The 22,377-nt window shown below is 71.0% G+C and carries 20 protein-coding genes; 10 read left to right on the top strand and 10 right to left on the bottom strand.

Features of this window, described 5'->3' with window-relative positions:
• The first annotated feature begins 322 nt into the window (after positions 1 to 322).
• The 4 genes from MYMAC_RS11815 (at position 323) to MYMAC_RS11800 (ending at position 5,433) form a co-directional block, all read left to right on the top strand.
• Positions 323 to 1,918 carry an OpgD/OpgG family glucan biosynthesis protein gene (locus MYMAC_RS11815; protein WP_095958174.1) on the top strand — a complete coding sequence of 532 codons (1,596 nt, stop codon included), beginning with the start codon at positions 323 to 325 and terminating at the stop codon, positions 1,916 to 1,918.
• Positions 1,906 to 2,409: a hypothetical protein gene (locus tag MYMAC_RS11810; RefSeq protein ID WP_013938965.1), complete on the top strand. Its 504-nt coding sequence runs from the start codon at positions 1,906 to 1,908 to the stop codon at positions 2,407 to 2,409. Before MYMAC_RS11815 ends, MYMAC_RS11810 begins: the two co-directional genes overlap by 13 nt.
• 40 nt (positions 2,410 to 2,449) lie before the next feature.
• Positions 2,450 to 4,486 carry a glucans biosynthesis glucosyltransferase MdoH gene (mdoH, locus tag MYMAC_RS11805; protein WP_095958173.1) on the top strand — a complete coding sequence of 679 codons (2,037 nt, stop codon included), beginning with the start codon at positions 2,450 to 2,452 and terminating at the stop codon, positions 4,484 to 4,486.
• A 95-nt stretch (positions 4,487 to 4,581) separates the two neighbouring features.
• Positions 4,582 to 5,433 carry a hypothetical protein gene (locus MYMAC_RS11800; protein WP_239989494.1) on the top strand — a complete coding sequence of 284 codons (852 nt, stop codon included), beginning with the start codon at positions 4,582 to 4,584 and terminating at the stop codon, positions 5,431 to 5,433.
• Between the two features lie 58 nt (positions 5,434 to 5,491).
• Here the strand turns inward: MYMAC_RS11800 and MYMAC_RS11795 are convergent, their stop codons facing one another.
• Both MYMAC_RS11795 and MYMAC_RS11790 read right to left on the bottom strand, forming a co-directional pair.
• Complete coding sequence (locus MYMAC_RS11795) at positions 5,492 to 6,802, bottom strand: M18 family aminopeptidase (protein WP_204817530.1); 1,311 nt, start codon at positions 6,800 to 6,802, stop codon at positions 5,492 to 5,494.
• Positions 6,803 to 6,815: 13 nt separating this feature from the next.
• Complete coding sequence (locus MYMAC_RS11790; RefSeq protein WP_095958170.1) at positions 6,816 to 7,658, bottom strand: hypothetical protein; 843 nt, start codon at positions 7,656 to 7,658, stop codon at positions 6,816 to 6,818.
• A gap of 87 nt (positions 7,659 to 7,745) precedes the next feature.
• Here MYMAC_RS11790 and MYMAC_RS11785 point away from each other — a divergent pair, with 87 nt between their 5' ends.
• Positions 7,746 to 8,477: a hypothetical protein gene (locus MYMAC_RS11785; protein ID WP_095958169.1), complete on the top strand. Its 732-nt coding sequence runs from the start codon at positions 7,746 to 7,748 to the stop codon at positions 8,475 to 8,477.
• A gap of 68 nt (positions 8,478 to 8,545) precedes the next feature.
• Here MYMAC_RS11785 and MYMAC_RS11780 read toward each other — a convergent pair whose 3' ends face one another.
• Complete coding sequence (locus MYMAC_RS11780; RefSeq protein ID WP_095958168.1) at positions 8,546 to 9,472, bottom strand: acyl-CoA dehydrogenase family protein; 927 nt, start codon at positions 9,470 to 9,472, stop codon at positions 8,546 to 8,548.
• 190 nt (positions 9,473 to 9,662) lie between these two features.
• Positions 9,663 to 10,310 carry an SET domain-containing protein gene (locus tag MYMAC_RS11775; protein ID WP_095958167.1) on the bottom strand — a complete coding sequence of 216 codons (648 nt, stop codon included), beginning with the start codon at positions 10,308 to 10,310 and terminating at the stop codon, positions 9,663 to 9,665.
• A gap of 95 nt (positions 10,311 to 10,405) precedes the next feature.
• Between MYMAC_RS11775 and MYMAC_RS11770 the strand changes: the two genes are divergently transcribed.
• The gene (locus MYMAC_RS11770; RefSeq protein WP_013938957.1) at positions 10,406 to 10,780 is read left to right on the top strand and encodes a DUF423 domain-containing protein; all 375 of its coding nucleotides are present in this window, start codon (positions 10,406 to 10,408) and stop codon (positions 10,778 to 10,780) included.
• Between the two features lie 8 nt (positions 10,781 to 10,788).
• Here MYMAC_RS11770 and MYMAC_RS11765 read toward each other — a convergent pair whose 3' ends face one another.
• Together MYMAC_RS11765 and MYMAC_RS11760 are read right to left on the bottom strand one after the other, a co-directional pair.
• Positions 10,789 to 11,100 (bottom strand): hypothetical protein, encoded by a 312-nt coding sequence (locus MYMAC_RS11765; protein ID WP_095958166.1) that lies wholly within the window; start codon positions 11,098 to 11,100, stop codon positions 10,789 to 10,791.
• A 78-nt stretch (positions 11,101 to 11,178) separates the two neighbouring features.
• Positions 11,179 to 12,099: a 1-phosphofructokinase family hexose kinase gene (locus MYMAC_RS11760; protein ID WP_239989493.1), complete on the bottom strand. Its 921-nt coding sequence runs from the start codon at positions 12,097 to 12,099 to the stop codon at positions 11,179 to 11,181.
• A gap of 221 nt (positions 12,100 to 12,320) precedes the next feature.
• Between MYMAC_RS11760 and mug the strand changes: the two genes are divergently transcribed.
• Together mug and MYMAC_RS11750 are read left to right on the top strand one after the other, a co-directional pair.
• Complete coding sequence (gene mug / locus MYMAC_RS11755) at positions 12,321 to 12,821, top strand: G/U mismatch-specific DNA glycosylase (RefSeq protein WP_095958165.1); 501 nt, start codon at positions 12,321 to 12,323, stop codon at positions 12,819 to 12,821.
• Positions 12,822 to 12,952: 131 nt separating this feature from the next.
• Complete coding sequence (locus MYMAC_RS11750) at positions 12,953 to 13,540, top strand: GAF domain-containing protein (RefSeq protein ID WP_095958164.1); 588 nt, start codon at positions 12,953 to 12,955, stop codon at positions 13,538 to 13,540.
• A 24-nt stretch (positions 13,541 to 13,564) separates the two neighbouring features.
• Here the strand turns inward: MYMAC_RS11750 and MYMAC_RS11745 are convergent, their stop codons facing one another.
• Both MYMAC_RS11745 and MYMAC_RS11740 read right to left on the bottom strand, forming a co-directional pair.
• Positions 13,565 to 14,398 carry a 3'(2'),5'-bisphosphate nucleotidase CysQ family protein gene (locus MYMAC_RS11745; RefSeq protein ID WP_095958163.1) on the bottom strand — a complete coding sequence of 278 codons (834 nt, stop codon included), beginning with the start codon at positions 14,396 to 14,398 and terminating at the stop codon, positions 13,565 to 13,567.
• Between the two features lie 36 nt (positions 14,399 to 14,434).
• A complete protein-coding gene (locus tag MYMAC_RS11740) occupies positions 14,435 to 16,918 on the bottom strand; it encodes a sensor histidine kinase (protein WP_239989492.1) in 2,484 nt (827 codons plus the stop codon).
• Positions 16,919 to 17,120: 202 nt separating this feature from the next.
• Here MYMAC_RS11740 and MYMAC_RS11735 point away from each other — a divergent pair, with 202 nt between their 5' ends.
• Together MYMAC_RS11735 and MYMAC_RS11730 are read left to right on the top strand one after the other, a co-directional pair.
• On the top strand, positions 17,121 to 17,609 hold the full coding sequence (locus MYMAC_RS11735) for a GNAT family N-acetyltransferase (RefSeq protein WP_013938950.1): 489 nt from the start codon (positions 17,121 to 17,123) through the stop codon (positions 17,607 to 17,609).
• Between the two features lie 86 nt (positions 17,610 to 17,695).
• Entirely contained in the window at positions 17,696 to 19,156 is a 1,461-nt protein-coding gene (locus MYMAC_RS11730) for a serine hydrolase domain-containing protein (RefSeq protein ID WP_204817528.1), read from the top strand.
• A 55-nt stretch (positions 19,157 to 19,211) separates the two neighbouring features.
• Here MYMAC_RS11730 and MYMAC_RS11725 read toward each other — a convergent pair whose 3' ends face one another.
• Both MYMAC_RS11725 and MYMAC_RS11720 read right to left on the bottom strand, forming a co-directional pair.
• Positions 19,212 to 20,900 carry a glutamine--tRNA ligase/YqeY domain fusion protein gene (locus MYMAC_RS11725; protein ID WP_095958161.1) on the bottom strand — a complete coding sequence of 563 codons (1,689 nt, stop codon included), beginning with the start codon at positions 20,898 to 20,900 and terminating at the stop codon, positions 19,212 to 19,214.
• A gap of 177 nt (positions 20,901 to 21,077) precedes the next feature.
• Positions 21,078 to 22,235 carry a glycosyltransferase gene (locus MYMAC_RS11720; protein ID WP_095958160.1) on the bottom strand — a complete coding sequence of 386 codons (1,158 nt, stop codon included), beginning with the start codon at positions 22,233 to 22,235 and terminating at the stop codon, positions 21,078 to 21,080.
• Positions 22,236 to 22,377 lie beyond the last annotated feature (142 nt).

The raw sequence follows: 22,377 nt of genomic DNA, 5'->3' as shown, positions 1-22,377 counted from the left end.
GAATTGTCAGCCTGTGGAAGATTTGGACAGGCCCCCCCACCCCCTGCCCCTATCCTCCCCAGCGCCCCCGACCGCTGGGCAGGGGACCGTTCACAGAGCGCATGCGCAAAGTGTGCTTTCCGTGACTTTCCAGTGACATGAGCCTCCCAACCCACCGGAATCGCAACGTTTTTACGTGGGCGGATTCGAGCGCTGCGGGCTGGTACGCGGGTTGCTGAGGCACTGACGCGCCGCACCGCGAGTCCACGCGGTGCGTGCGGTCGGGCGAGGTCCGGGACACCGGAGCCGTTCGGCGGAACCTCTCACTCGGAGGCGCTCGGACGTGACGTCGTTGCGGCAGAAAGCGTTGAAGCGGGGTGCGCCGTGGCTGTGCGCCGTGGCGGTGGCGTCGAGCGGCGCCGCCGTGGCGGCGCAGCCGTCCGCGGCCAGGCCCCGGCCCGCGGCCACCCAGGGCACGACGGCCTTCTCCACCGAAACGGTGGTGGAGCGCGCGCGGGCGCTGGCGGCCCGTCCCTACGTGGCGCCGCCGAAGTCGCTGCCCAAGGCGTACTCCCAGCTCAGCTATGACGAGTACCGCGACATCCGCTTCCGTCCGGAGCGCGCGCACTGGCGTGACGCGGGCCTGCCCTTCCAGGTGCAGTTCTTCCACCCGGGCTTCCTGTTCCAGTCCCCGGTGGTGATGAACGTCGTGGAGGCGGGGCGCGCGCAGCCGCTGCCCTTCTCCCAGGAGCTCTTCAGCTACGGCAAGGTCGTCAACAAGGCCTCCCTGCCCCGCGGCGGCGTGGACGGCTTCGCGGGCCTGCGCTTCCACCACCCGCTCAACCGCCCGGACCTCTTCGACGAGCTGGCCGTGTTCCAGGGCGCCAGCTACTTCCGCTCGCTGGGCCAGGGCAACCTCTACGGCCTGTCCGCGCGCGGCATCGCCATCGACACCGCGCAGCCGAGCCCGGAAGAGTTCCCGGAGTTTCGTGAGTTCTGGCTGGAGCGCCCGGCGGACGGCGCGGACCGCGTGGTGGTGCACGCGCTGATGGACGGCCCCAGCATCACCGGGGCGTACCGCTTCACCCTCATCCCCGGCGCCAACACGGTGATGGAGGTGGAGGCCACCCTCTTCTCGCGCCGCACCATTGAAAACCTGGGCGTGGCGCCGCTCACCAGCATGTACCTGTTCGGTGAGAACGACCGCGCGAAGTTCGACGACTTCCGCCCGGAGGTCCACGACTCGGACGGCCTGCTCGTCTGGTCCAGGGATGGCGAGCAGCTCTGGCGTCCGCTGCAGAACCCGCGGCAGGTGCGCACCTCCAGCTTCCGCGCGGACAGCCCGCGCGCCTTCGGCCTGCTGCAGCGGGACACGGCCTTCCACAACTACGAGGACCTGGAGGCCCGCTACGAGCGCCGTCCCAGCGCCTGGGTGGAGCCCGTGGGTGAGTGGGGCGCCGGCGCGGTGCGGCTGGTGGAGATTCCCACGCCCGACGAGACGCACGACAACATCGTCGCCTTCTGGGTGCCGGACACCGCGCTGACGCCGGGCAAGCCGCTGCGCGTGGCCTACCGGCTGCACTGGGGCGCGAAGTCGCCCTGGGCGAGCACGGGCGGCGTCGTCACGTCGACGCGCATCACCTCCGCCATCACCCCCGGCATGCCGGTGGGCGAAGGCGTCACCCCGGCCACGCGCCGGTTCATCCTCGACTTCTCTCGCACCGCCCGCGCCGAGGACGGGCCGGTGGAGGCCGTCATCACCGCGGCCAAGGGCCAGGTGCTGCGCTCCACCATCCAGCGCCATGAACCCTCCGGTGGCTGGCGCACCACCTTCGAGCTGGAGCCCGAGGGCACCAGCGAGCCCATCGAGCTGCGCGCCTTCCTGCGCCGCGGCTCGGAGACCCTCACCGAGACCTGGAGCTATCTATGGATTCCGTGACGACGCCGAACACCTGCCCCTCCGTGACGACCGCCTGGGTCCGTCCGGAGACGTGCGTGGCGCTCGACGCCTTCTTCCAGGGCTTCGGCTTCGAGGCCGCTGACGACCTGGCCGCGCTGACGGCCTGGGTGCTGGAAGGTGTCACCGCGTCCAACGTGAAGCCGCAGGCCGCCGTGGCCCTGGCCCGGGCCCGCCTGGAGACGTGGCTGACGCGCGTGCTGGACATGGACGTGGTGGGCGAAGGCCGCCTGCTGACGCGGGGCCGCGCCGCCTTCGTCCTCTGCGACGGCGCGCGCTTCGGCGCCGCCGTGCTCACCCGGGACGCGGTGCCCCGCGAGCTGGCCCGCGCCCTGCGCGCCGCGGTGCCCGTGCCGACGCCGGCGCAGGTCGCCACGGCGATGCCGGAGCAGCAGCTCGTGCTGTGGCCGCTGGGCGAGCGCCTGCGCCGCTGGCTGCGCGCCGGGCAGCCCGACATGTCCATCTCCCGCTGACGCAGCCTCCCGCGCTGGGAGGTCCTTCGCGAGGTCCGCCATGCACGCTCATTCGTTCTCACCGGAGAGCGCCGGCATCCGGCGCCTCTTCGTCCTGGGCCTCGCCGCCGCGTCCACGGTGGCGGGCACCTGGGAGCTGCACCGCCTGCTGAGCGCGCGCGGCACCACCGCCCCCGAAGGCGTGCTGCTGGTGCTCTTCGCGCTGTGCTTCGGGTGGATTGCCCTGTCCTTCTGGACGGCGGTGGCGGGCTTCCTCCAGCTCGCGGTGAGCCGGCGCCTGCCGGGGCTGCGCTGGCCCACGGCGGAGGAGTCCGCCGCGCGGCTCACCTCGCGCACCTCGGTGGTGATGCCGGTCCACAACGAGGACCCGGCCTCCGTCTTCGCCAACGTGCAGGCCACCTACGAGTCCGTGGAGGCCACCGGGCAGCTCGACGCCTTCGACTTCTACATCCTCAGCGACTCCACGCGCCCGGAGGCGTGGATTGCCGAGGAGCTGGCCTGGGCGGACCTGTGCCGCCGCGTGGGCGGCCAGGGCCGCATCTTCTACCGGCGCCGCACGGACAACACCGGCAAGAAGGCCGGCAACCTCCAGGACTTCTGCGAGCGCTGGGGCCGCCACTACGACTTCACCGTCGTCCTGGACGCCGACAGCCTGATGGACGGCCGCACCCTGGTGACGATGGCGCGGCTCATGGAGCTCAACCCGCGCGCGGGCATCCTCCAGGCGCCGCCGCTGAACGTGGGCCGCGGCACCCTCTTCGCCCGGCTCCAGCAGTTCGCGGGGCGCGTGTACGGCCCGGTGGTGGCCGCGGGCGCCGCCGCGTGGCAGCTCGGCGAGTCCAACTACTGGGGGCACAACGCCATCATCCGCACCGAGGCCTTCATCCAGCACTGCGGCCTGCCGGTGCTCCCGGGCCAGCAGCCCTTCGGCGGCCACATCCTCAGCCACGACTTCGTGGAGGCCGCGCTGATGCGCCGCGCCGGCTACACCGTGTGGCTGGTGACGGAGCTGGGGGGCAGCTTCGAGCAGCCGCCTCCAAGCCTGCTGGACTACGCCCAGAGAGACCGCCGCTGGTGCCAGGGCAACCTCCAGCACCTGAGCCTGGTGGCCGCGGGCGGCCTGCACCCCATCAGCCGGGGCCACCTCCTCATGGGGGTGATGTCCTACGCGGCGTCACCGCTGTGGCTGCTGTTCCTGGTGTCCGGGCTCATCGCGGGCCTCTACGACGGCTGGCTGTCCTTCTCCAACCCGCACCTGCTGGAGGACCTGCCGCCGGAGGCGCTGACCTTCGACGCGCAGGGCTCCATGCGGCTGTTCGCCGTGTCCATGGCCATGCTGTTCGCGCCCAAGGTCTTCGGGCTGCTGCTGGCGCTGGCGAACGCGAAGGACTCGGCGCGCATGGGCGGCCGGGTGCGCCTGGTGCTGAGCGTGCTGCTGGAGAGCGTGCTGGCCACGCTGATGGCGCCGGTGATGATGCTGTTCCAGTCGCACTTCGTGTTCGGCACGTTGCTTGGCTACAAGGTGAGCTGGTCCAGCCAGCAGCGCGACGACGCCGACCTGCCCTGGTCCGAGGCGGCCCGCCGGCACGCCACCCACACCGGCGTGGGCGTGGTGCTGGCCGCGGTGGCGTCCTTCCTGTCGCCCGGGCTGCTGCTGTGGCTGTCGCCCGTCGTCGCGGGCCTGCTGCTGTCCATTCCCCTCTCCGTCTTCACGTCCCGCGCGTCGCTGGGCGCGTGGCTGGAGCGGCGCGGCCTGCTGCTCATCCCCGAGGAGACGGAGCCGCCCCGCGTGCTGGAGCGCTCGCGCGAGGTGGCCGAGGAGCACGCGCTGGAGCCGGTGGCGGACGCGGTGGACCACGTCATCTCGGATGCCAAGGCGCACGCGCTGCACCTGGCGCTGCTGGAGTCCCAGCCCGCTCCGGCCGCCGTGCCCATGGCGCTGGCCTCCGCGCGGCGCAAGCTGCTGGGCGGGGACACCCTGGAGCCACTGTCCGGGCCGGAGAAGACGGCGGTGCTGATGGACGCGCACACGCTGACCGAAGCCCGTGAGCGCCGGCTCACGCTCGCGGTGTCCTGACGACCCGGAACACGGGGCCGCTCAGAAATCGGTCTCGCCCTCGAGGAGCGGGCCCATACACTCCCCGCCCTATGTCGACTACAGGCGCAATCGCCGTGTACACGTCCGGCGCGGGAGTCCCCGAACACGTCTCCGCACGGCCCTGGCGTGGGGTCCATCACTACTGGGACAGCTACCCGACGGGCCTCGGGCAACACCTCATGGCGCGCGTGCAGCACGCGAAGGGTGACCTGCGGGCCGTGGTGCGCCAGCTCATCGATGAGGCGCCCTGGGGCTGGTCCTCCTGCAGGCCGGAGCACGATGCGCCCGCGGGCAAGCGCCAGACGGAGGAGGAGCCAGGTCCACGGGTCGCACCGGACGAGACAGGGGCCGTGAACTACGTCTACGTCTTCGACCTGGAGGCGCGTCGGCTCGACGCATTCTCGACCTGCGTCGGGGACGACGGCAAACGCATCGGTTCGGTCGTCTTTTCGCCCACGGGCGCGCCCGACCTGCCGGCGCTGGACCTCTTGCCTGAAGAGCGCGTCGCTGAACCGCACCTTCCTGGCGACGAGCTCTCAGCCCAGGCGCTGATGGACTGCCTCAACGGCCTGCCAGAACTCAAGTCAGACTCCGCGCAGCTCCAGTGGGTGAACACCGCGGAGCGACCGGACCACGCGCTCTCAATCACCTTCCGGGTGCTCATCTATGAAGACGGAGCGCTCGCCCACGTGGAGGAACAGGAGTGGAACGCCGTGCCACCCTCCGCACGACGGGAGCCGGAGCGTGTCCGGCATTTCCTCGAAGCGCTCGTCGAGGTGGTGCGCGAGGATTCGAGGTGGCTCAATTCGTTTTGGATTGCCTCGCAGGACGCCCTGCGCCGCTCCCAGGCAAGGCAGCGTGAGCGCTTCGCGAGAATCCTGAGGGCGCACGCGGTCCGCGACCTCGGCTCCGAGGGGGCGTCGTAGAACAACCGCCCCCTCTGTCCGGCCCCGCGTCGAGCCGGCCTCGGGTGCTCCAGCGGGCCTACGCGAACAGACGGCTCAGCACCGCCACCATCTGCGCCACATCGGTGGCGCAGGCCATCTCCCGGATGGAGTGCATGGACAGCATGGGGTTGCCCACGTCCACCGTGCGGATGCCGAGCTGCCCGGCGGAGATGGGGCCAATGGTGCTGCCGCAGCCCAGGTCCGTGCGGGTGACGAAGTGCTGCGGCGTCACGCCCGCCTCGCGGCACAGCGCCGTGAAGAAGGCCCACGACTCGCCATCCGTGGCGTAGGACTGGTTCACGTTCGACTTGATGACCGGGCCCGCGCCCATGTGCGGCTGGTGCTTGGGCTCGTGCATGGACGCGTAGTTGGGGTGGATGGCGTGGGCCATGTCCGCGCTCACCAGGAACGAGTGCGCGATGGCGCGGTGGAACGCGTCCGGCTTGCCGTCGGAGTGCGCCAGCGTCAGGCGCTCCAGCAACGTGCGCAGGAAGGGGGACGCGGCGCCCTGCGCGCTGCGGCTGCCCACCTCCTCGTGGTCGAACAGGATGACGCCGCTGGTGGCCTCGCGCGGGGCGCTGCTGGAGAGCAGCGCGGACAGGCTGGCGTGGCAGCTCGCCAGGTTGTCCAGGCGCGGCGCGTGGAGGAACTCGCCGTGCGCGCCCGAGCGGATGGACGGCTGCAAGTCATAGAGGCACAAGTCGTAGCCGAGGATGTCCCCCGCCTGCGCCTTCACGCCGCCCTTGGCCAGCTCCTCCAGCAGCAGCCCGTGCAGCTCCGCGGCGCCCGCGCGCTCCAGGCCCAGCACCGGCACCATGTGCTCCTGCGCGTTCAGCTTGACCCCTTCCGTGTTCACCCCGCGGTTGAGGTGGATGGCCAGGTTGGGCACGCGCAGCAGCGGCCGGCGGAAGTCCACCAGGTGCCGCTGGGGGCGGCCCTCCACCATCACCATGACGCGGCCGGCGAGCGACAAGTCGCGGTCCGTCCAGGTGTGCAGCAGCACCCCGCCATAGATTTCCACACCGAGCTGCTGGTAGCCGTTCTTCGTCACCGCCGCGTTCGGCTTCACCCGCAGGTTGGGCGAATCCGTGTGCGAGCCCACCAGCCGGAACCCCGCGCGGTCCACCGGCTGGGTGCCCAGGTGGAAGGCCGCGATGCTCGTGTCGCCGCGGGTGATGAACACGCGCGCGCCCGGCTCCAGCGTCCAGGGCTCGCGCTCGTCGAGCTGGCGGTAGCCCGCCTGCGTCAGGCGGCGGGCCGACTCGCGCACCGCGTGGTACGGCGTGGGCGAGGCGTCGATGTACTCGAGGAGGTCTCCAGCCAGGGCGTCGGTGTCTGTGGGGCTCATAGGGCGCCCCAAGCTAACGCCGTCCGGCCCCGACGCCACGCCCGAAAGTCACCGCCTGGCGGGCAGCCAGGCGTTTCGCCGGCGCCCGCGCGGGCAGGATGGTGGTGGCGGGCCGGGCCCCCGGGGCCGCGTCCAGGAAGGTGCCCAACAGCACCCACCTGCGGGACGCCGCCTCCTTCCCCTTCCTGGCCAGCAGCGGCGTCGTGTAGTGCCAGAAGGGCAGCCGGTACACGGTGATGCCGCCCACGGTGCTGACGGGGGTCAGCTCCGTGAAGTGCCCGTCCCGGGCATAGACGAGGTACTGGTGGTCCACCCCCGGCAGCGTGAGGCTGACGTGCATGTCCACGTAGCCGTCCCGGGCCTCGGGCTCCTCCGGGTGATGGTCATTGTGCGGCCCGGAGTAGTCCCCCGGCCCGTAGCACAGCGCCTGGATGCCCCACTTGCGCCGCAGCGCCCGCCCCGTCACCGCGGCGGCGAACTGGGCGAAGGTGTCCGAGCGCAGCATGTCCGTGAGCCCCACGGACTCCGCCGCGCGCCACGAGCGGGAGCGGCGGCTCTCCAGCAGCGCCGTGCGCACCCGCACCGTCTTGGGCAGCAGCTCCATGTAGTTCAGCGTCTGCCCGGAGATGGAGTCCGCCGGAATCGGGTCCTCCATGGGCACCATCGTGTCGAGCATCGCCGCGTCCAACGCATCGCGGCATGCCGCGGCCCGGCGGGGGTCGATGACGCCTTGCAGTGACACGAAGGGACGCGCCGGGTCGAGCAGCGCGCCCACCACGTCACGCTCCCTGCCGTCGAGGATTCGGCGGCCCCGGGGGGTCAGCCAGTCAGCGAACTCTTTGGGAAAGGCCTTCATCGCGTTGGAACATAGCGTCCCACGCAACCTTTACAGCCAACTTGCGATAATCACCGACAAGCTGATTTTCCCTGGAGCCCCCTGGCCATGTCCCGCATCGACAGCCGCCCCCGCGCCATCTCGAATCCTTCCGCCGCGCCCACGCGGGCCCAGCCCGAGGCCGCCGCCCAGCAGCCGGCCAACGTGGCCCGCGCCACGGCCGTTGGCCACACCCAGGTGAACTCCTTCGAGGGCGCGCCCCGGGCCCGTCCGGCCGCGGCGGCCCAGCCGATTCCCGGCGCGTGGCGTGGCGGTCCGGACACCGAGGTGGGCAAGGCGGTGCGGTCCATCGTGTCCCGGCTCCAGTCGAACCCGGACGCGAACAACATCACCATCAAGGGTGACACCGCGGCCAGCCTGTTCAGCCGGGCCATCCTGGACAGCAAGCACGTGACGAACGAGCAGCTCATCGCCATGGCGAACGTGCCGCTGGAGGCGCTCGCCAGCGACGAGAAGACGAAGGCGAAGGTCTACAAGAAGGTCCCGAACGTGCGCGACCTGCCGGTGCACAAGTTCACCGTGGCGATGATGTCCGCCGCGACGGGCATCGACCCGCGGAAGCTGTCCGAGGCCGTGCCGGACCTGGGCCTGACGGGCGCGCCCAACACGCCGCTGCTCTACGCGGCCAAGGGCGAGGGCATGCAGCGCTCCACCGCGCTGCACGACTTCACGGACTACCTGCGCGGCGCGGGCATCAAGGGCCTGAACAAGGCCGTGTGGGGCGTGGAGAACCGCGTCCTGTCCGCCATCGTCTCCGCCGTGGGCGGCGGCCGCTACTGAGCGCCGTCGCCGCGCGGTGGTAGCACCGGGGCCGGGTACTCCTTCACGGAGTCCCGGCCCTTCGTCTTTCAGGCGCCCTGGAGGCGCTGCCGGGCGGCCACCAGGCGCTTCGCGCGAACCTTGCCGGCGACGCCCAGCAGCACGCGGTCGCGGGCCCAACGCTCCTGGGTGAGCGCATCCGTGGACGCCCAGAGCGGCTCGCACCGCTCCAGCACCGCGCGCTTCGTCAGCGCCAGCCCACCGCCCAGCGCCACGTGCGTGGCCGCCTCCGCCGGGTCCGCCTGGGCCAGCCCCCGCATCATCACCGCCAGGGCGAGCAGCTCCTCGCGCACCTCGTCCGGCCAGCCGAAGCGCCACCCCACCTGGAGCAGCCAGCCCAGCATCGCGAGCTGGACGTGGCAGTCCTCCACGGTGCGGAAGGGCTTGAGGTAGCGCGCATAGCCGTCCCCGGGCAGCACGTCCTCCGGCGCCACCGCCACGTCCTCCAGCGACAGCTCCGCGTGCGGCACCTCCGGGATGAAGGGCAGCTCCGGGAGCGCGCTCAGCCGCACACCGGGCCGCTGCGCGTCCACCGCCACCATGCGCAGGCGGTTGCGGCCCTCGGCGTCCTGGCCTTCGGACGCCACCACCAGCAGCAGCTCCGCGCGCGTGCCCAGGGTGACGAACGTCTTGGTGCCCGACAGCCGCGGGCCCGCGCCGGTGTCCGTCAGCTTCGTCTCGATGGCGCCGGGATGCGCGCCGCCCGGCTCCGTGGCGCACAGGGCGATGGGCCTGTCGGCGGGCAGCGACGGGAACAAGCACCGGTGCGCGGCGTGGTAGCCGGACGCGAAGGCGAATCCCAGGCGGTCAGCGAGGAAACCCCCGGCCAGCGCCAGGTCCGCTGGCGCGGAGAACCGAGAGGACAACGCCACGTGCCGCCGCCACCAGGTGTCGACGGAGTCGAGGACGGGGGGCTCGGCGGGCGCGGTGAGCAGGAAGTGGAGGACGTCGTTCACGCCCCGGAGTCTACGCCGGGACGCGCCTGCCCCGGAGGCTCCGCCTCACTGAATCCCTGACAGGGCCCCAATGCTTGTCGCGCCGCTGGATTGGGAGGGACCTGTTGGCCACTGACAATCACGCCAGCCGGGGGGGGGCCACGGCCTTCATGCGAGGCCAGGCCCTCCCGCCCGGGCGGCTGCGCCCCCGTCAGCTCGCGCGCTTGCGGCCAGGCGACTTCGCCCGCTTCGTCGACCTGCGGGTGCCCGCGGAGGAGGCCTTCTTCCCGGCCGCCTTCTTCACCCCCGCGTCCTTCTTGCCGCGGGACTTGGACTTCGACGCGGCCTTGGACTTCGACGCGGCCTTCTTCCGGGAGGGCGCCTTCTTCTCCGGGGCCAGGATGGTGCCCCGGCAGTTGGGCGCGCCGCAGCGGCACACGTAGAGGGCCTCGGCTTCGGGCCCCATGTCCTCGGTGCGCTCGTAGCCGTAGTCGTAGACCAGCTCCTCACCGGGCTCGATCGAGGTGATGGCGTAGATGTAGATGTGGCCCTTGTCGATGAGGGCCTCGCAGTTGGGCGCGCACGAGTGGTTGATGTAGCGCGCCTCGTTGTGAATCGTCCCGGCGTCCAGCACCGTCCTCTTGTCGAGGTTGAACAGGAAGGTGTGGTGCCGCTCCATCGCCTCGTCGTCGTAGCGGACGTCCGCCTCCGCCTGCGTGATGCGCTCACCGAGGTACTCGATGATGCGCGTCCCCTTGCGGATGCGGCGGATGGCGAAGGCACCCATGCCCTGGATGGAGGACGGGTGCAGCTCGAAGGGAAGCGGCTTCGTGGAAGGAATGAATTTGGATGAGGTCATTCTGTTGTGAGCGCCCCAGGAGTTGAGGTCGGCCAGGACGCTCCGCCTGCGGCGGTGTAGCGTGCATCAGTCCGACGTCCGATGAAAGGCGCACGATGATGCGGTGGTGGATCGTCCTGGGGGCCGTGAACGCTTTCCTCTCCGTGTCCGCGGGGGCCTTTGGCGCGCACGCGCTGAAGAGCCGGCTGCCCCAGGACCTTCAGGTCATCTTCGAGACCGGAGCGCGGTACCACATGTACCACGCGCTGGGGCTCGTGGCCGTGGGCCTGCTGGGGTACCTGCGCCCCTCGCCCCTGCTCAACGGCGCGGGCTGGGCGATGCTGGTGGGCATCTTCCTGTTCTCCGGCAGCCTCTACGCGCTGGCCCTGTCCGGCGTGCGTGTGCTGGGCGCCATCACCCCGATTGGCGGGCTGGGCTTCCTCGCCGGCTGGCTCCTGCTCGCGGTGGCCGCCTGGCGCGCCACGAGCTGAGCCCCCGCTCACTCCCTCCAGGACGGGGGGAGTGGGTAGTACCGGTCGAGGTCGTCGTGGTTGACGAAGCCACACGCCTCCCGTTGCACCATGAAGCACCAGCGCTGGTGCTCGGCCTCCTTGCGCAGGGCCTGGTGACGGGCAATCCGCGCGTGCCGGTCCCCCATCCGGTGGGGGGACCTCAACTGACGCTCCACCTCGGACAGCTCCCGGAGCGTCTCCTCCAGCTTCATCTCCAGTGTCCGAAGCGAGGAGGCGCGCTCCTGATGGAACTCGGCCTCTAGCGCCTGCAGTGCGTTCGAGCGGTCTTGGAAAGCCATGCCCGTCGAATTAACACCGTGGCGTCCTCGCCGCCCGGGTCCGCGGGCGCCCCTACGGACGAGGGACGGGCTCCGCCTTCACCAGGGGGAGGAGCCGCTCCACGTCCGCCCGGAGACACAGGTCCGTGCCCTGGGTGAGCAGCGCGGCCGTGCCGCTGGCGATGCCCCAGCGCAGCGCGTCCTCGGGGGCTGGCCCCGGGTGAGCGCGAGCGTCATCCCCGCGACAAAGCTGTCCCCCGCCCCCACCGAGCTGCGCGTCTCCACCGGCGGCGGCGCCGCCCGGAACTGGGCGGTGGACGTCGTCACCAGGGCGCCCTCCGCGCCCATGGACACCGCCAGCACCTCGGCGCGGCCCCGCGCCACCAGCTCACGCGCCGCGGCCGCCTGGGTGGCGAAGTCCTCCGTCGACACGCCGCTCAAGTCACGCAGCTCGCGGCGGTTGGGCTTGGCCATGAACACGCCCTCCTCCAACGCCGCACGCAGCGGAGCCCCGCTGGTGTCCACCACCACGCGCACGCCCAGGCGCTTCGCCAGCCGGGCCACGCGGGCATAGAAGTCCTCCGGCACGCCGGGCGCCAGGCTGCCGCTGGCGACGATGAAGGCCGCCCCCACGGCCACGTCCTCCAGCGCGTCGAGACAGCGCTGCCACTCGGGCTCGGACAACGTGGGCCCCGGCAGGATGAAGCGGTACTCGCGCGCCCCCGCTCCCTCCGCCACCGTGAAGCTCTCCCGCGTGGCGCCCTGCAACGCGACGGAGCGGCGCAACAGGCCCTTCTCCTCCAGGAGCTCTTCCAGCAGGCTCCCCGTGGCGCCGCCCCGCGTGTAGACGGCGATGGAGTCGCCGCCCAGCTCCCGCACCACGCGCGCCACGTTGATGCCGCCCCCACCGGGGTCCCTGCGCACGGGGCCGCAGCGCAGCTTGTGCTCCGGAGTCACCTCCGGCACGGACGTGGCCACGTCGATGGCGGGGTTGAGCGTCAGCGTGACGATGTGGGGCATCTCCAAGGGCCTCCTGGGCGCGAAAGCGCCGAGCCTGCCCCACCCCGCGCGGCTTCGCCAGCCACCCGCGCCACGCGCCACTCCGTCCCACGGGCAACACCCCACCCGCCGCATGGGGGGCTGGGGGGTTGCCTTCCCAGGTAGGCTCGCGAAGATGCGCCCCCATGACACCGCTCCGTCGCCCCTCACGAGATGAGCTGGACGCAGCCACCGGCCGCACCATGCCGGACGTCATCGCGCCCGGACTCCGCGTCCTCTTCTGCGGCATCAACCCCAGCCTCTACTCCGCGGTGGTGGGCTACCACTTCGCGCGCCCCGGCAACCGCTTCTGGCCCACGCTGCACGCCGCCGGCATCACCCCGCACACCTTCCAACCCACGGAGCAGGAGGCCCTGCTCGCGCTGGGCTACGGCATCACCAACGTGGTGGACCGCGCCACCGCGACCGCCGACCTGCTCGCCCCCGCCGAGCTGGCCCAGGGCGCCAGGGCGCTCGAAGCCAAGGTCGCGCGCTACCAGCCTCGCTACCTCGCGGTGCTGGGCGTGAGCGCCTACCGCATCGCCTTCGGCCGCCCCAAGGCCGCGCTGGGCTCGCAAGCAGAGCGCCTGGGCGACACCCGCTTGTGGGTGCTGCCCAATCCCAGCGGGCTCAACGCGCACTACCAGCTCGACGCGCTGGGCCGGCTCTTCGGCGAACTGCGACGCGCCGTGGAGCAGGGCTGAAGACTCCCGGTGTGGATTCACGGCGTCACTCGCGCCGCGTCTTGACCCATGGGTGCGCCCGCATGCAACGCTGCCGTCCAGGTTCCCCCGGACCTGCAACGCAACAGGCGCCCCCACCTGGAGCAGCCCCCATGGCCTCGAAGGCTTTCACCGCAGTCATGAACGTCTCGAAGATGTTGTTGGAGCGCGGCTTCGAGCCCAAGACCGTATCGGAGGCGCTGGGCCAGGTGGGCGCCGCGCTCGACGTCGACCGCGTCTACATCTTCGAGAACGCCACCGGCCCCACGGGCGAGCTGCTGTGCCACCAGCGCTACGAATGGACCGCGGCCGCGGCCTCCGCGCAGCTCGACAACCCCGAGCTCCAGAACGTCTCCTACGCCGAGGTCCTCCCCTCCTGGGTGCCGCCCCTGTCGTCGGGCAAGGCCGTGCAGGGGCCCCCGCGGGACTTCCCGTCCCCCGCCCGGGAGCTGCTGGAGAGCCAGGACATCCGTTCGCTGCTGGTCTGCCCCATCACCGTGGGCGGCGAATGGTGGGGCTTCGTGGGCTTCGACGACTGCCGCACGGAGCGCCAGTGGCCGCCGATGGAGGTCTCCGTGCTCCAGGGGCTGTCCAACGCGCTCGCCGGCTCGCTCCGCCACGCGCGGCTGCGCAACATGCTCTCCGGCGTCCAGACGCAGCTGCGCACCATCATCCAGCGCTGCGAGACCACCGCCTCCTGAGCGCGCGCCCCGCGCCGCGAGACCTCAGCGGAGGAGGCCGGCCTCGCGGGCGAACCCGGCCACCACGGACGCCACGCGCTCGAAGGCCGCGGCGTTGCAGGCCAGCAGGCCGCGCCGGTTCTGGAGCTCCGCGCCAGCATAGGAATACGGCGCCCCGCCCAGGTCCGTCAGCACGCCGCCCGCCGCGCGCAGCACCGCTTCGGGCGCGCAGTTGTCCCAGCGGTAGCTCTTGTCGCTGACGTGCAGGTAGAGGTCGCAGGCGGCCTCGGCCAGCAGGCCGCACTTGAGGCCCACCGAGCCGCACTGCTGCTCGCGGGTGATGCCCAGCCGCAGCGCCACCGCGTCCGTCAGGCGCGAGCGGTGGGAGCGGGACACCACCAGCCGCAGCGCGGACGGCTCCGCCGTGTCCGACACCCGCAGCGCCCGGCGGCCCCGAGCGTCCTCCACGAAGCCGCCCTGCCCCACCACGCCCGAGTACAGCGTGTCCCCCACCGGGCGGTACACCACGCCCAGCGTGGCCTTCCCCGCGATGGCCAGCCCGATGTGGATGGCGAACTCGCCGTTGCGGTTGACGAACTCCTGGGTGCCGTCCATGGGGTCCACGAACCAGCAGCGCTCGAAGCGGCCGGCGCCGGCGGAGTTGTCCGACTCCTCGGCCACCACGCCGTCCGACGGGAAGGCGTCACGCAGGGCCCCCACGATGAAGGCGTTGGCGCGCTCGTCCGCCTCGGTGACGGGCCCCAGGCCGCCGGCCTTGTCCTGGACGGCGAAGCGGGTGGCGTAGACCTCCAGGAGGATGGCGCCCGCCTGGCGGGCGATGCGGCGGGCGGTGTCGAGTTCGGCGTCGAGCGTGTGCATGGCGGGGCGACAGTCTGCCCCTCCGACGTCCTCCAGTCACGGCGGAGGGGGCTCGAGGGGCAGTTCGACGATGAAGGTGGCGCCGTGGCCCGGCTGGCTCTCCACGCGGATGGTCCCCCCGTGCGCCTCCACCAGCCGCCGGGAGATGAAGAGCCCGAGCCCCAGGCCTCCGTAGTTGCGGGACGCCGCGCGCTCGAAGCGCTCGAAGATGCGCGACTGCGCCTCCAAGGGAATCCCCACGCCGTGGTCCTGGATGCGGAGGCGGGCCCCGGCCCCGACGCGCGACACCTCCATGCGGATGGGTCCGCCCGCGCCGTACTTCATGGCGTTGGTGAGCAGGTTGATCATCACCTGCTCCATCCGGAGCCGGTCCCACCGGCCGATGACGGGCGTGGGCGCCACCAGCTCGAACGCGCACCGCGCCCGGCCCATCTGCCCGCGCAGGTGCCCAGAGACATCGCGGGCCACCGCCGCCAGGTCCATCTCCTCGCGCCGCAGGTCCACCCGGCTCTCGTTGACGCGCGACACGTCCAGCAGATGGTCCACCAGGTGCGACAGCCGCCGGAGCTGGTCGCCGAAGACGTCCAGCATGGCGGTCACCTTCTCCGCCGGGACCTGGCCCGAGTCCTGCCGCGCCAGGGTGCGCCCAAGCTGCTGCACGCGCAGCTTCATGGAGGTGACGGGCGTCTTGAGCTCGTGGGAGGCAATCGACAGGAACTCGTCGCGGGCGCGGATGGACTCCTGGGCCTCGCGGTAGAGTTCCGCGTTCTCGATGGCGAAGGCCGCGCGCAGCCCCAGCTCCACGGCCAGGGAACGCTCCTGCGGGCCATAGTTGAGCCCCGGCTGCGCGGAGACGACGGACAGCACCCCCAGGATGGGGCCCCGCGCCCGCAGGGGGACGTTGAGCGAGGCCCGGGCCTCCAGCGCCCGCACCGCGCTCCACTTTGCGTCCTTCAAGCCCTCCGGGTCCAACAGCCCCGAGGCGCGCGGAGACGACGCCACCTGCCCCGTCTCCAGCACGACATAGGGCCCCTGCCGCGCGCCGCGCACGGGGGGATGTTCCTGGAGGAACTCGCGCACCCGGTGGCAGCCCTCCGAAGCGCTCGCGGCCACCGCCACGGGCCGGAGCACCGACTCCCGGTCCAGCACGGAGACGACGCACAGCTCGCCCAGCGTGGGCACCGCCAGCTCCGCCACGCGCTGGAGGGTGGTCTCCGAGTCGAGCGACGTCACCAGGGCCTGGCTGGCCTCCGCCAGGAAGCGTTGCCCCAGCTCCATCTGCTTGAGGTCGGTGACGTCGGTGGAGATGCCGCACAGCGCGTACGTCGTGCCCGACGCGTCGATGAGCGGGAACTTCTGCGTGAGGTGGGTGTGGACGCCGTCGTCCAGGGGGATGCGCTCCTCGCGCTGGATGAGCTCCCCCGACTCGAAGACAGCCCGGCTCGTCTCGCGGAAGCGCTCCGCCAGCGCACCGGAGAAGAGGTCCGCCGTGGACTTGCCGGCGACCTCCTGGAGCGAGTGGTGGAAGATCCGCTCCCATTCGCGGTTCACGAAGATGTAGCGCTCCTGCCGGTCGAGGATGAAGAAGACGGCGTTGGCGTTGTCCAGGATGGCGCGCAGCCGCTTCTCGCTCTCCGCGAGCGCGTCCTCCGCCCGCTTGCGCTCCGTCACGTCGGTCAGCACCGCGAGCGAGCGGACCATCCGGCCCGACGCGTCCTGCTCCGAGATGGCGGAGAGCAGCACGTCGAGCACCTGCCCGTCCTTCTTCACGATTTGATACGGCACGTCCTTGCACGCGCCCGTCTGGAAGAACTCCGGCAGGACGTGTTCGCTCGCGTAGCGGCGGGACTCCGGCGTGAAGAAGTCCACGGAGCGGCGGCCCAGGACCTCCTCGCGTGAATACCCCAGCGTGCGCAGCCAGTACTCGCTGACGCTGACGAGCCGGCCCTCCGCGTCGATGGAGTGCATCATCGCGGGCGTGTTCTTGTAGAGGCTGCGGAACTTCTCCTCCTCCGCGCGGAGCGCCGCCTCCGTCTGCTTGATGGCGGTGATGTCCCGGAACACGGACACGGCGCCATACATCTCACCCTCCGCGTCCGTGAGCACGCGGGCGCCCACCAGCAGCCACAGCCCGTTGGGGTGGCGCTGGTTGCGCACGAAGACCTCCGCCTGGTCCACGGCCTCGCCGCGCAGCAGGGCGAGGCTGAGCGGCAGCCGCTCGACGGGGTGGGGCGTGACGGTGTCGGGAAGGTAGATTCCGAAGTACCTCGACCACTGGGACAGCGGCAGGTCGGCCGGTGGCAGGGCGCCGAAAATCTGCTGGGCCATGGGGTTGAGGAGGACGAAGCGGCCGTGACGGTCCACCACCGCTACGCCGTCCCCCATGCTGAGGAACACCGCCTCCAGGATGCCGAGCGGACTGCCGCCCTCTTCGTCCGAACGCATGCGCCCTTCGAACCGCGGCCCGCCCTCCCTGGCGAGCGGCATGGACATCCAGGTGCTGTCTTCCAGGTGGTCCATGGGAGGGTCGCGTCCAGTGCAAGGAGGCAACGAGGCGCCCTCCCCGTTGGCGTGCCTCCCGTCCACCAACGGTTCCCGGACGCCCTTCCTCTCCAACAGTGTTGTCTCGTGGCCACGCCGCCAAGCCGCGCATTCCGACGAGGCCATCGCTCGGTGAGCAAGCCCGTTATAGGAAGGGCCCCTCTCTCGCTCTGGAGCCGCCATGCCCGTCACCCTCCGTCCCGCCAGGCCCTCGGATGAACCCGCCCTGGGGCGCATGGGGGCCGCGCTGGCCCGGCGGCACCACGCCTTCGACGCCGCGCGTTTCATGCTCCCTGACGACGTGGAGTCGGGCTACCGCTGGTGGCTGGGACGCGAGGCGAAGAAGGCCGACGCCGTCGTCCTCGTCGCCGAGCTGGACGGCGAGGTGGTGGGCTACGCCTACGGCCGCGTCGAGGCCGTGGACTGGAATGCCCTGCTGGACCGCAGCGGCGGCTTCCATGACCTCTGGGTGGAGGAGAAGGCCCGCGGCGCGGGCGTGGGCGCGCTGCTCGCGGAGGAGATGATGAAGCGCCTGACGGCCCTGGGCGTGCCGCGCGTCGTCCTCCACACCGCCGCGAAGAACCAGGATGCGCAGCGGCTGTTCGCGAAGCTGGGCTGGCGCCCCACCATGGTGGAGATGACGCGCGAGGCGCCCCCCGTGAAGGACTGAGCCCCCCGTATTGGACCCCCTTCGTGGAATCGGGTGCAATCGTCCGCGCACCTCGACGTACCGCACGGGATGACGGGGAGGAACGAATGAACGGGCTGCGCTGGCGCCTCACGGGCGTCGTGATGGCATGGGTGTTGGTGGCGCCGCTGGCGGAGGCGGCGAACGTGAAGCAGGAGGTGGACCGGTACATCAGCGGGTTCCACCAGAAGGGCCTGTTCAACGGCACGGTGCTCGTGGCCAACGAGCGCGGCATCCTGCTGAAGAAGGGCTACGGCGCGGCGAACCTCGAGTGGAAGGTGCCCAACGCGCCGGACACGAAGTTCCGCATCGGCTCCATCACCAAGTCCTTCACCGCCACCGTCATCCTGCAGCTCGCCGCCGAGGGGAAGCTCCAACTGGACGACCCCATCACGAAGCACCTGCCGGACTACCGGAAGGACACCGGCGACCGCGTCACCCTCACCCACCTGCTGAACCACACCTCCGGCATCCCCAGCTACACCTCGAAGCCCGCCATCATGAAGGACGCGGACGGCTTCGAGAGCGTCGCGGCGTTCGTGAAGAAGGCGTGCAGCGACGACCTGGAGTTCGAGCCCGGGACGAAGTACGCGTACAACAACTCGGGCTACTTCCTGCTCGGCGCCATCATCGAGAAGCTCACGGGACAGACGTACGCGGAGGCCGTGCAGGCGCGCATCCTGGGCCCGCTGGGGATGAAGGACACCGGCTACGACGTGAGCGCCACCGTCCTCCCCAAGCGCGCCAGCGGCTACGCCCAGGCGCCGGGGGGCATCGTCAACGCGGCCTGGCTCGACATGAACCTCCCCTACGCCGCCGGCTCGCTGTACTCCACGGTGGAGGACCTCTACCGTTGGGAGCGGGCCTTCCACGGTGACACGCTGCTGCCCGCGGCGCTCAAGCAGAAGATGCTCACCCCCGGCCTGGCGCACTACGGCTTCGGCTGGGTCATGTCGGACATGACGTTGCACGACGGAAAGACGAAGCTCCCGGGCATCTTCCACACCGGCGGCATCAACGGCTTCTCGTCCATCCTGGTGCGGGTGCCCGAGCGCAAGGAGGCCGTCATCCTCCTGGACAACATGACCCACGGCGGCCTCCAGGAGATTGCCGGCGGCGTGCTGAGCATCCTCCATGGCCTCACGCCCCGCCCGGCCCGGATGCCCATTGGCAACGTCATGATGGAGTCGCTGGGCAAGGGCTCCGTCGCCCAGGCCATCGCCACCTACCGCACGCTGAAGAAGACGAAGCAAGCCGAGTACGACTTCAGCGAGCGGCACCTGAACACGGTGGGCTACCACCTGCTGCGCTCCGGCCGCGCGGCGGACGCCATTGAAGTGTTCAAGCTGAACGTGGAGATGTTCCCCGAAGCGGCCAACTGCCACGACAGCCTCGGCGAGGCCTACGCGGCGCACGGCGACAAGGCGCGGGCCCTCACCAGCTACCGCAAGGCCCTGGAGCTGGACCCCAAGAACGAGCACGCGGTGAAGATGCTCGAGCAGCTCGAGGAGCCCGCCGCGAAGCGGTAGGCTTCAAGCCGGGTGCCGCCAGCACGAAGGCGGCACCCGGGAGGCACGCCAGGGACTACTTCCCCTTGGCCTGCTCCTTGGTCCATGAGTCCTTCAGCGTCACCGTGCGGTTGAAGACGGGCTTGCCCGGCTTCGAGTCCTTCGGGTCCACGTAGAAGTACCCGGTGCGCTCGAACTGGTAGCGCGACTCCGCGGCGGCGTCCGCCAGCATCGGCTCCACGCGGGCGTCGCGCAGCGTCTGGAGGCTGCCCGGGTTGAGGAACGTGGTGAAGTCCTGGGCCTCGTCCGCGTCCGGCGCCTCCACGGAGAAGAGCCTGTCGTAGAGGCGGACCTCGGCGATGGGCGCGTTGCCCGGCACCCAGTGCAGCGTGCCCTTCACCTTGCGGCCGTCCGGCGCGTTGCCGCCGCGCGTGGCCGGGTCGTACGAGCAGCGCAGCTCCACCACGTGGCCCGCGGCGTCCTTGATGACCTGCTCGCACTTGATGAAGTACGCCGAGCGCAGCCGCACCTCCTTGCCGGGCGCCAGCCGGAAGAACCCCTTCGGCGGGTCCTCCATGAAGTCGTCCGCCTCGATGTACAGCTCGCGCATGAAGGGCACCTGGCGCGTCCCCATCTCCGGCTTCTGCGGGTGGTTCTGCACCTCCAAGAGCTCCGTCTGCCCCTCCGGGTAGTTCTCCAGCACCACCTTCAGCGGGCGCATCACCGCCATGGCGCGCGGGGCCGACTCGTTGAGGTCCTCGCGGATGCACAGCTCCAGGAGGCCCATGTCGATGAGCTGCTGCGCCTTGCCCACGCCCACGCGCGAGGCGAAGTCCCGGATGGACGCCGGCGTGAAGCCGCGGCGGCGCAGGCCGGAAATCGTCATCATGCGCGGGTCGTCCCACCCGGACACGAAGCCCTCCGTCACCAGCTTGAGCAGCTTGCGCTTGCTCATCACCGTGTAGTTGAGGTTCAGCCGGTTGAACTCGTACTGGTACGGCCGGTCCCCGCTGACGAGGCTGCCGACAATCCAGTCGTACAGCACGCGCCGGTTCTCGAACTCCAGCGTGCACACGGAGTGGGTGATGCCTTCAATGGCGTCCGACAGGCAGTGCGCGAAGTCGTAGAGCGGGTAGATGGGCCACGCGTCGCCGGTGCGGTGGTGGTGCACGTGCCGGATGCGGTAGATGGGCGGGTCGCGCAGCACCGGGTTGGGCGACGTCATGTCAATCTTCGCCCGCAGGGTGTGCTGGCCGTCGGAGAACTCGCCCGCGCGCATGCGGTGGAACAGGTCCAGGTTCTCCTCCACGGAGCGCTCGCGGTACGGGCTGTTGCGCCCCGGCGTGGTGAAGTCGCCGCGGTACTGGCGAATCTCCTCCGGGGACAGGCTGCACACGTAGGCCTTGCCCTGCTTGATGAGCTGCACGGCGAAGTCGTAGAGCTTGGGGAAGTAGTCGGACGCGAAGAACTTCCGGTCCTCCCACTCGAAGCCCAGCCACTTCACGTCACGCTGGATGGACTCGACGTAGTCGGTGTCCTCGGTGACGGGGTTGGTGTCGTCGAAGCGCAGGTTGCACTTGCCCCCGTACTGCTGCGCCAGCCCGAAGTTGAGGCAGATGGACTTGGCGTGGCCGATGTGGAGGTAGCCGTTGGGCTCGGGCGGGAAGCGGGTGTGCACGCGGCCCGCGTGCTTTCCCGTCCGCCGGTCTTCCTCGATGATTTCCTGGAGGAAGTTCAGGCCCTGCGTCTCGTTCGTCGTCGTCATGATGGGGGTGAATCCTCGTGAAGCAGCCGGGGGCCGGCAAGGGATTCCTACCTCAGGTGCCGCCCGGCCGGGCCTCCGGAACGAAAGTTCGCGCCCCGAGGCCGTGCTGGGGAACCCCCGGCGGGGGCCCATTTCATCCCCGGTATGAGGGCGGGGAGCCAGGCCCCTCTCCCTCTGTCAGAGGGACGCGAGCAGGCGCTCCCAGGCCTTCAGGGCGCGCGCCGCGGACAGCTCCTCCGCGCGGCGCCGGGCCCGGTCGGACAGGTCCGCCCGGTGCACGTCGTCCTGGACGATTCCCGCCAGGGCGTCCGCCAGCGCCTGGGGCTGCTCCATGGGCACCAGCACGCCGTGCTTGCCGTGCTCCAGCACCTCGGCGGGGCCGGAGGGGCAGTCGGTGCTGACCACGGGGCAGCCCAGCGCGAGCGCCTCCAGCAGCACCATGGGCAGGCCCTCGAAGCGCGAGGACAGGGCGAAGGCCGCCGCCCGCCGCATCAGCGCGTGCGGGTTGGGCGCGAAGCCCGGCAGGAAGACGGAGTCCTCCACGCCCAGGGACTTCACCAGCGCCTTCAGCTCCGCCTCCAGCGAGCCTTCCCCCAGGATGAGCAGGTGCTGCGCCACCCCGGCCTGGCGCATCAGCGCGTGGCTCCGGATGAGCACGTCGAACGCCTTCTGGTGCTCCAGCCGGCCCACGGCGATGACCACGGGCTTCTGGAAGATGGGCTCCGCCCACGCCGGCAGCGGGTGCTCACCGGCGGCGCGCACCCGCTCCCCGTCCACGAAGTTGGGGATGACGTGGAGCTGCTCGGGCCGCACCGGCACCAGGTCCTGGAAGGCCTTCGCGGAGTCGTGGCCGCACGCGACGATGCGGCTCATGCGCGGGTAGAGCCACCGCAGCCCCCAGAGCTGGCGCTTGGGCTGCTCCAGGTGGAAGGCCCCCCAGTCGAAGTGGATCATCCCCACCACGGGCTTGCCCAGCAGCCGCCCCGCGAGGCACGCCAGCAGCGCCGCCCGGCCCTCCTGCCCCGCGACGATGACATCCACGTCGCGCGCCTCGCGCACCAGCCGCCAGAAGAAGCGCGGCAGCATGCCCCGCCGGTACTCGAAGGCGTCCGTGCCCCACACCACCTCGGTGCGCTGCGGAATCCGGTCGCTCTGGCTCTTCGGGTGGGGCCGGTGGTGGAAGAACACCTTCGTGTCGAACCGGCCGGGGTCCAGCCCCGTCAGCACGTTGCACACCGACCGCTCGATGCCGCCCGAGCCCAGGAAGACGAGCGTGAAGAGCACGCGCTTCCGGACCGGGGCTGGAGGCGGCTCCCCCTGTGTCGTTACGAGCATCACCCGCACTCTCGCGCTTCGAGACACCTCGGCTCAGGGCTCACGGAGTGACAGGGTTCCCCCCGACTCCGGCCTGACCCACCCCGGTGTAACCAACTTGCACCCGCTCCGCCACTCCCGGGCTCGGCTAGGGTTCGGTTTA

Origin of the sequence: Corallococcus macrosporus DSM 14697, from assembly GCF_002305895.1 — a bacterium.
Taxonomy (GTDB): Bacteria; Myxococcota; Myxococcia; order Myxococcales; family Myxococcaceae; genus Myxococcus; species Myxococcus macrosporus.
This window is presented reverse-complemented; position numbering and strand designations above follow the sequence as displayed.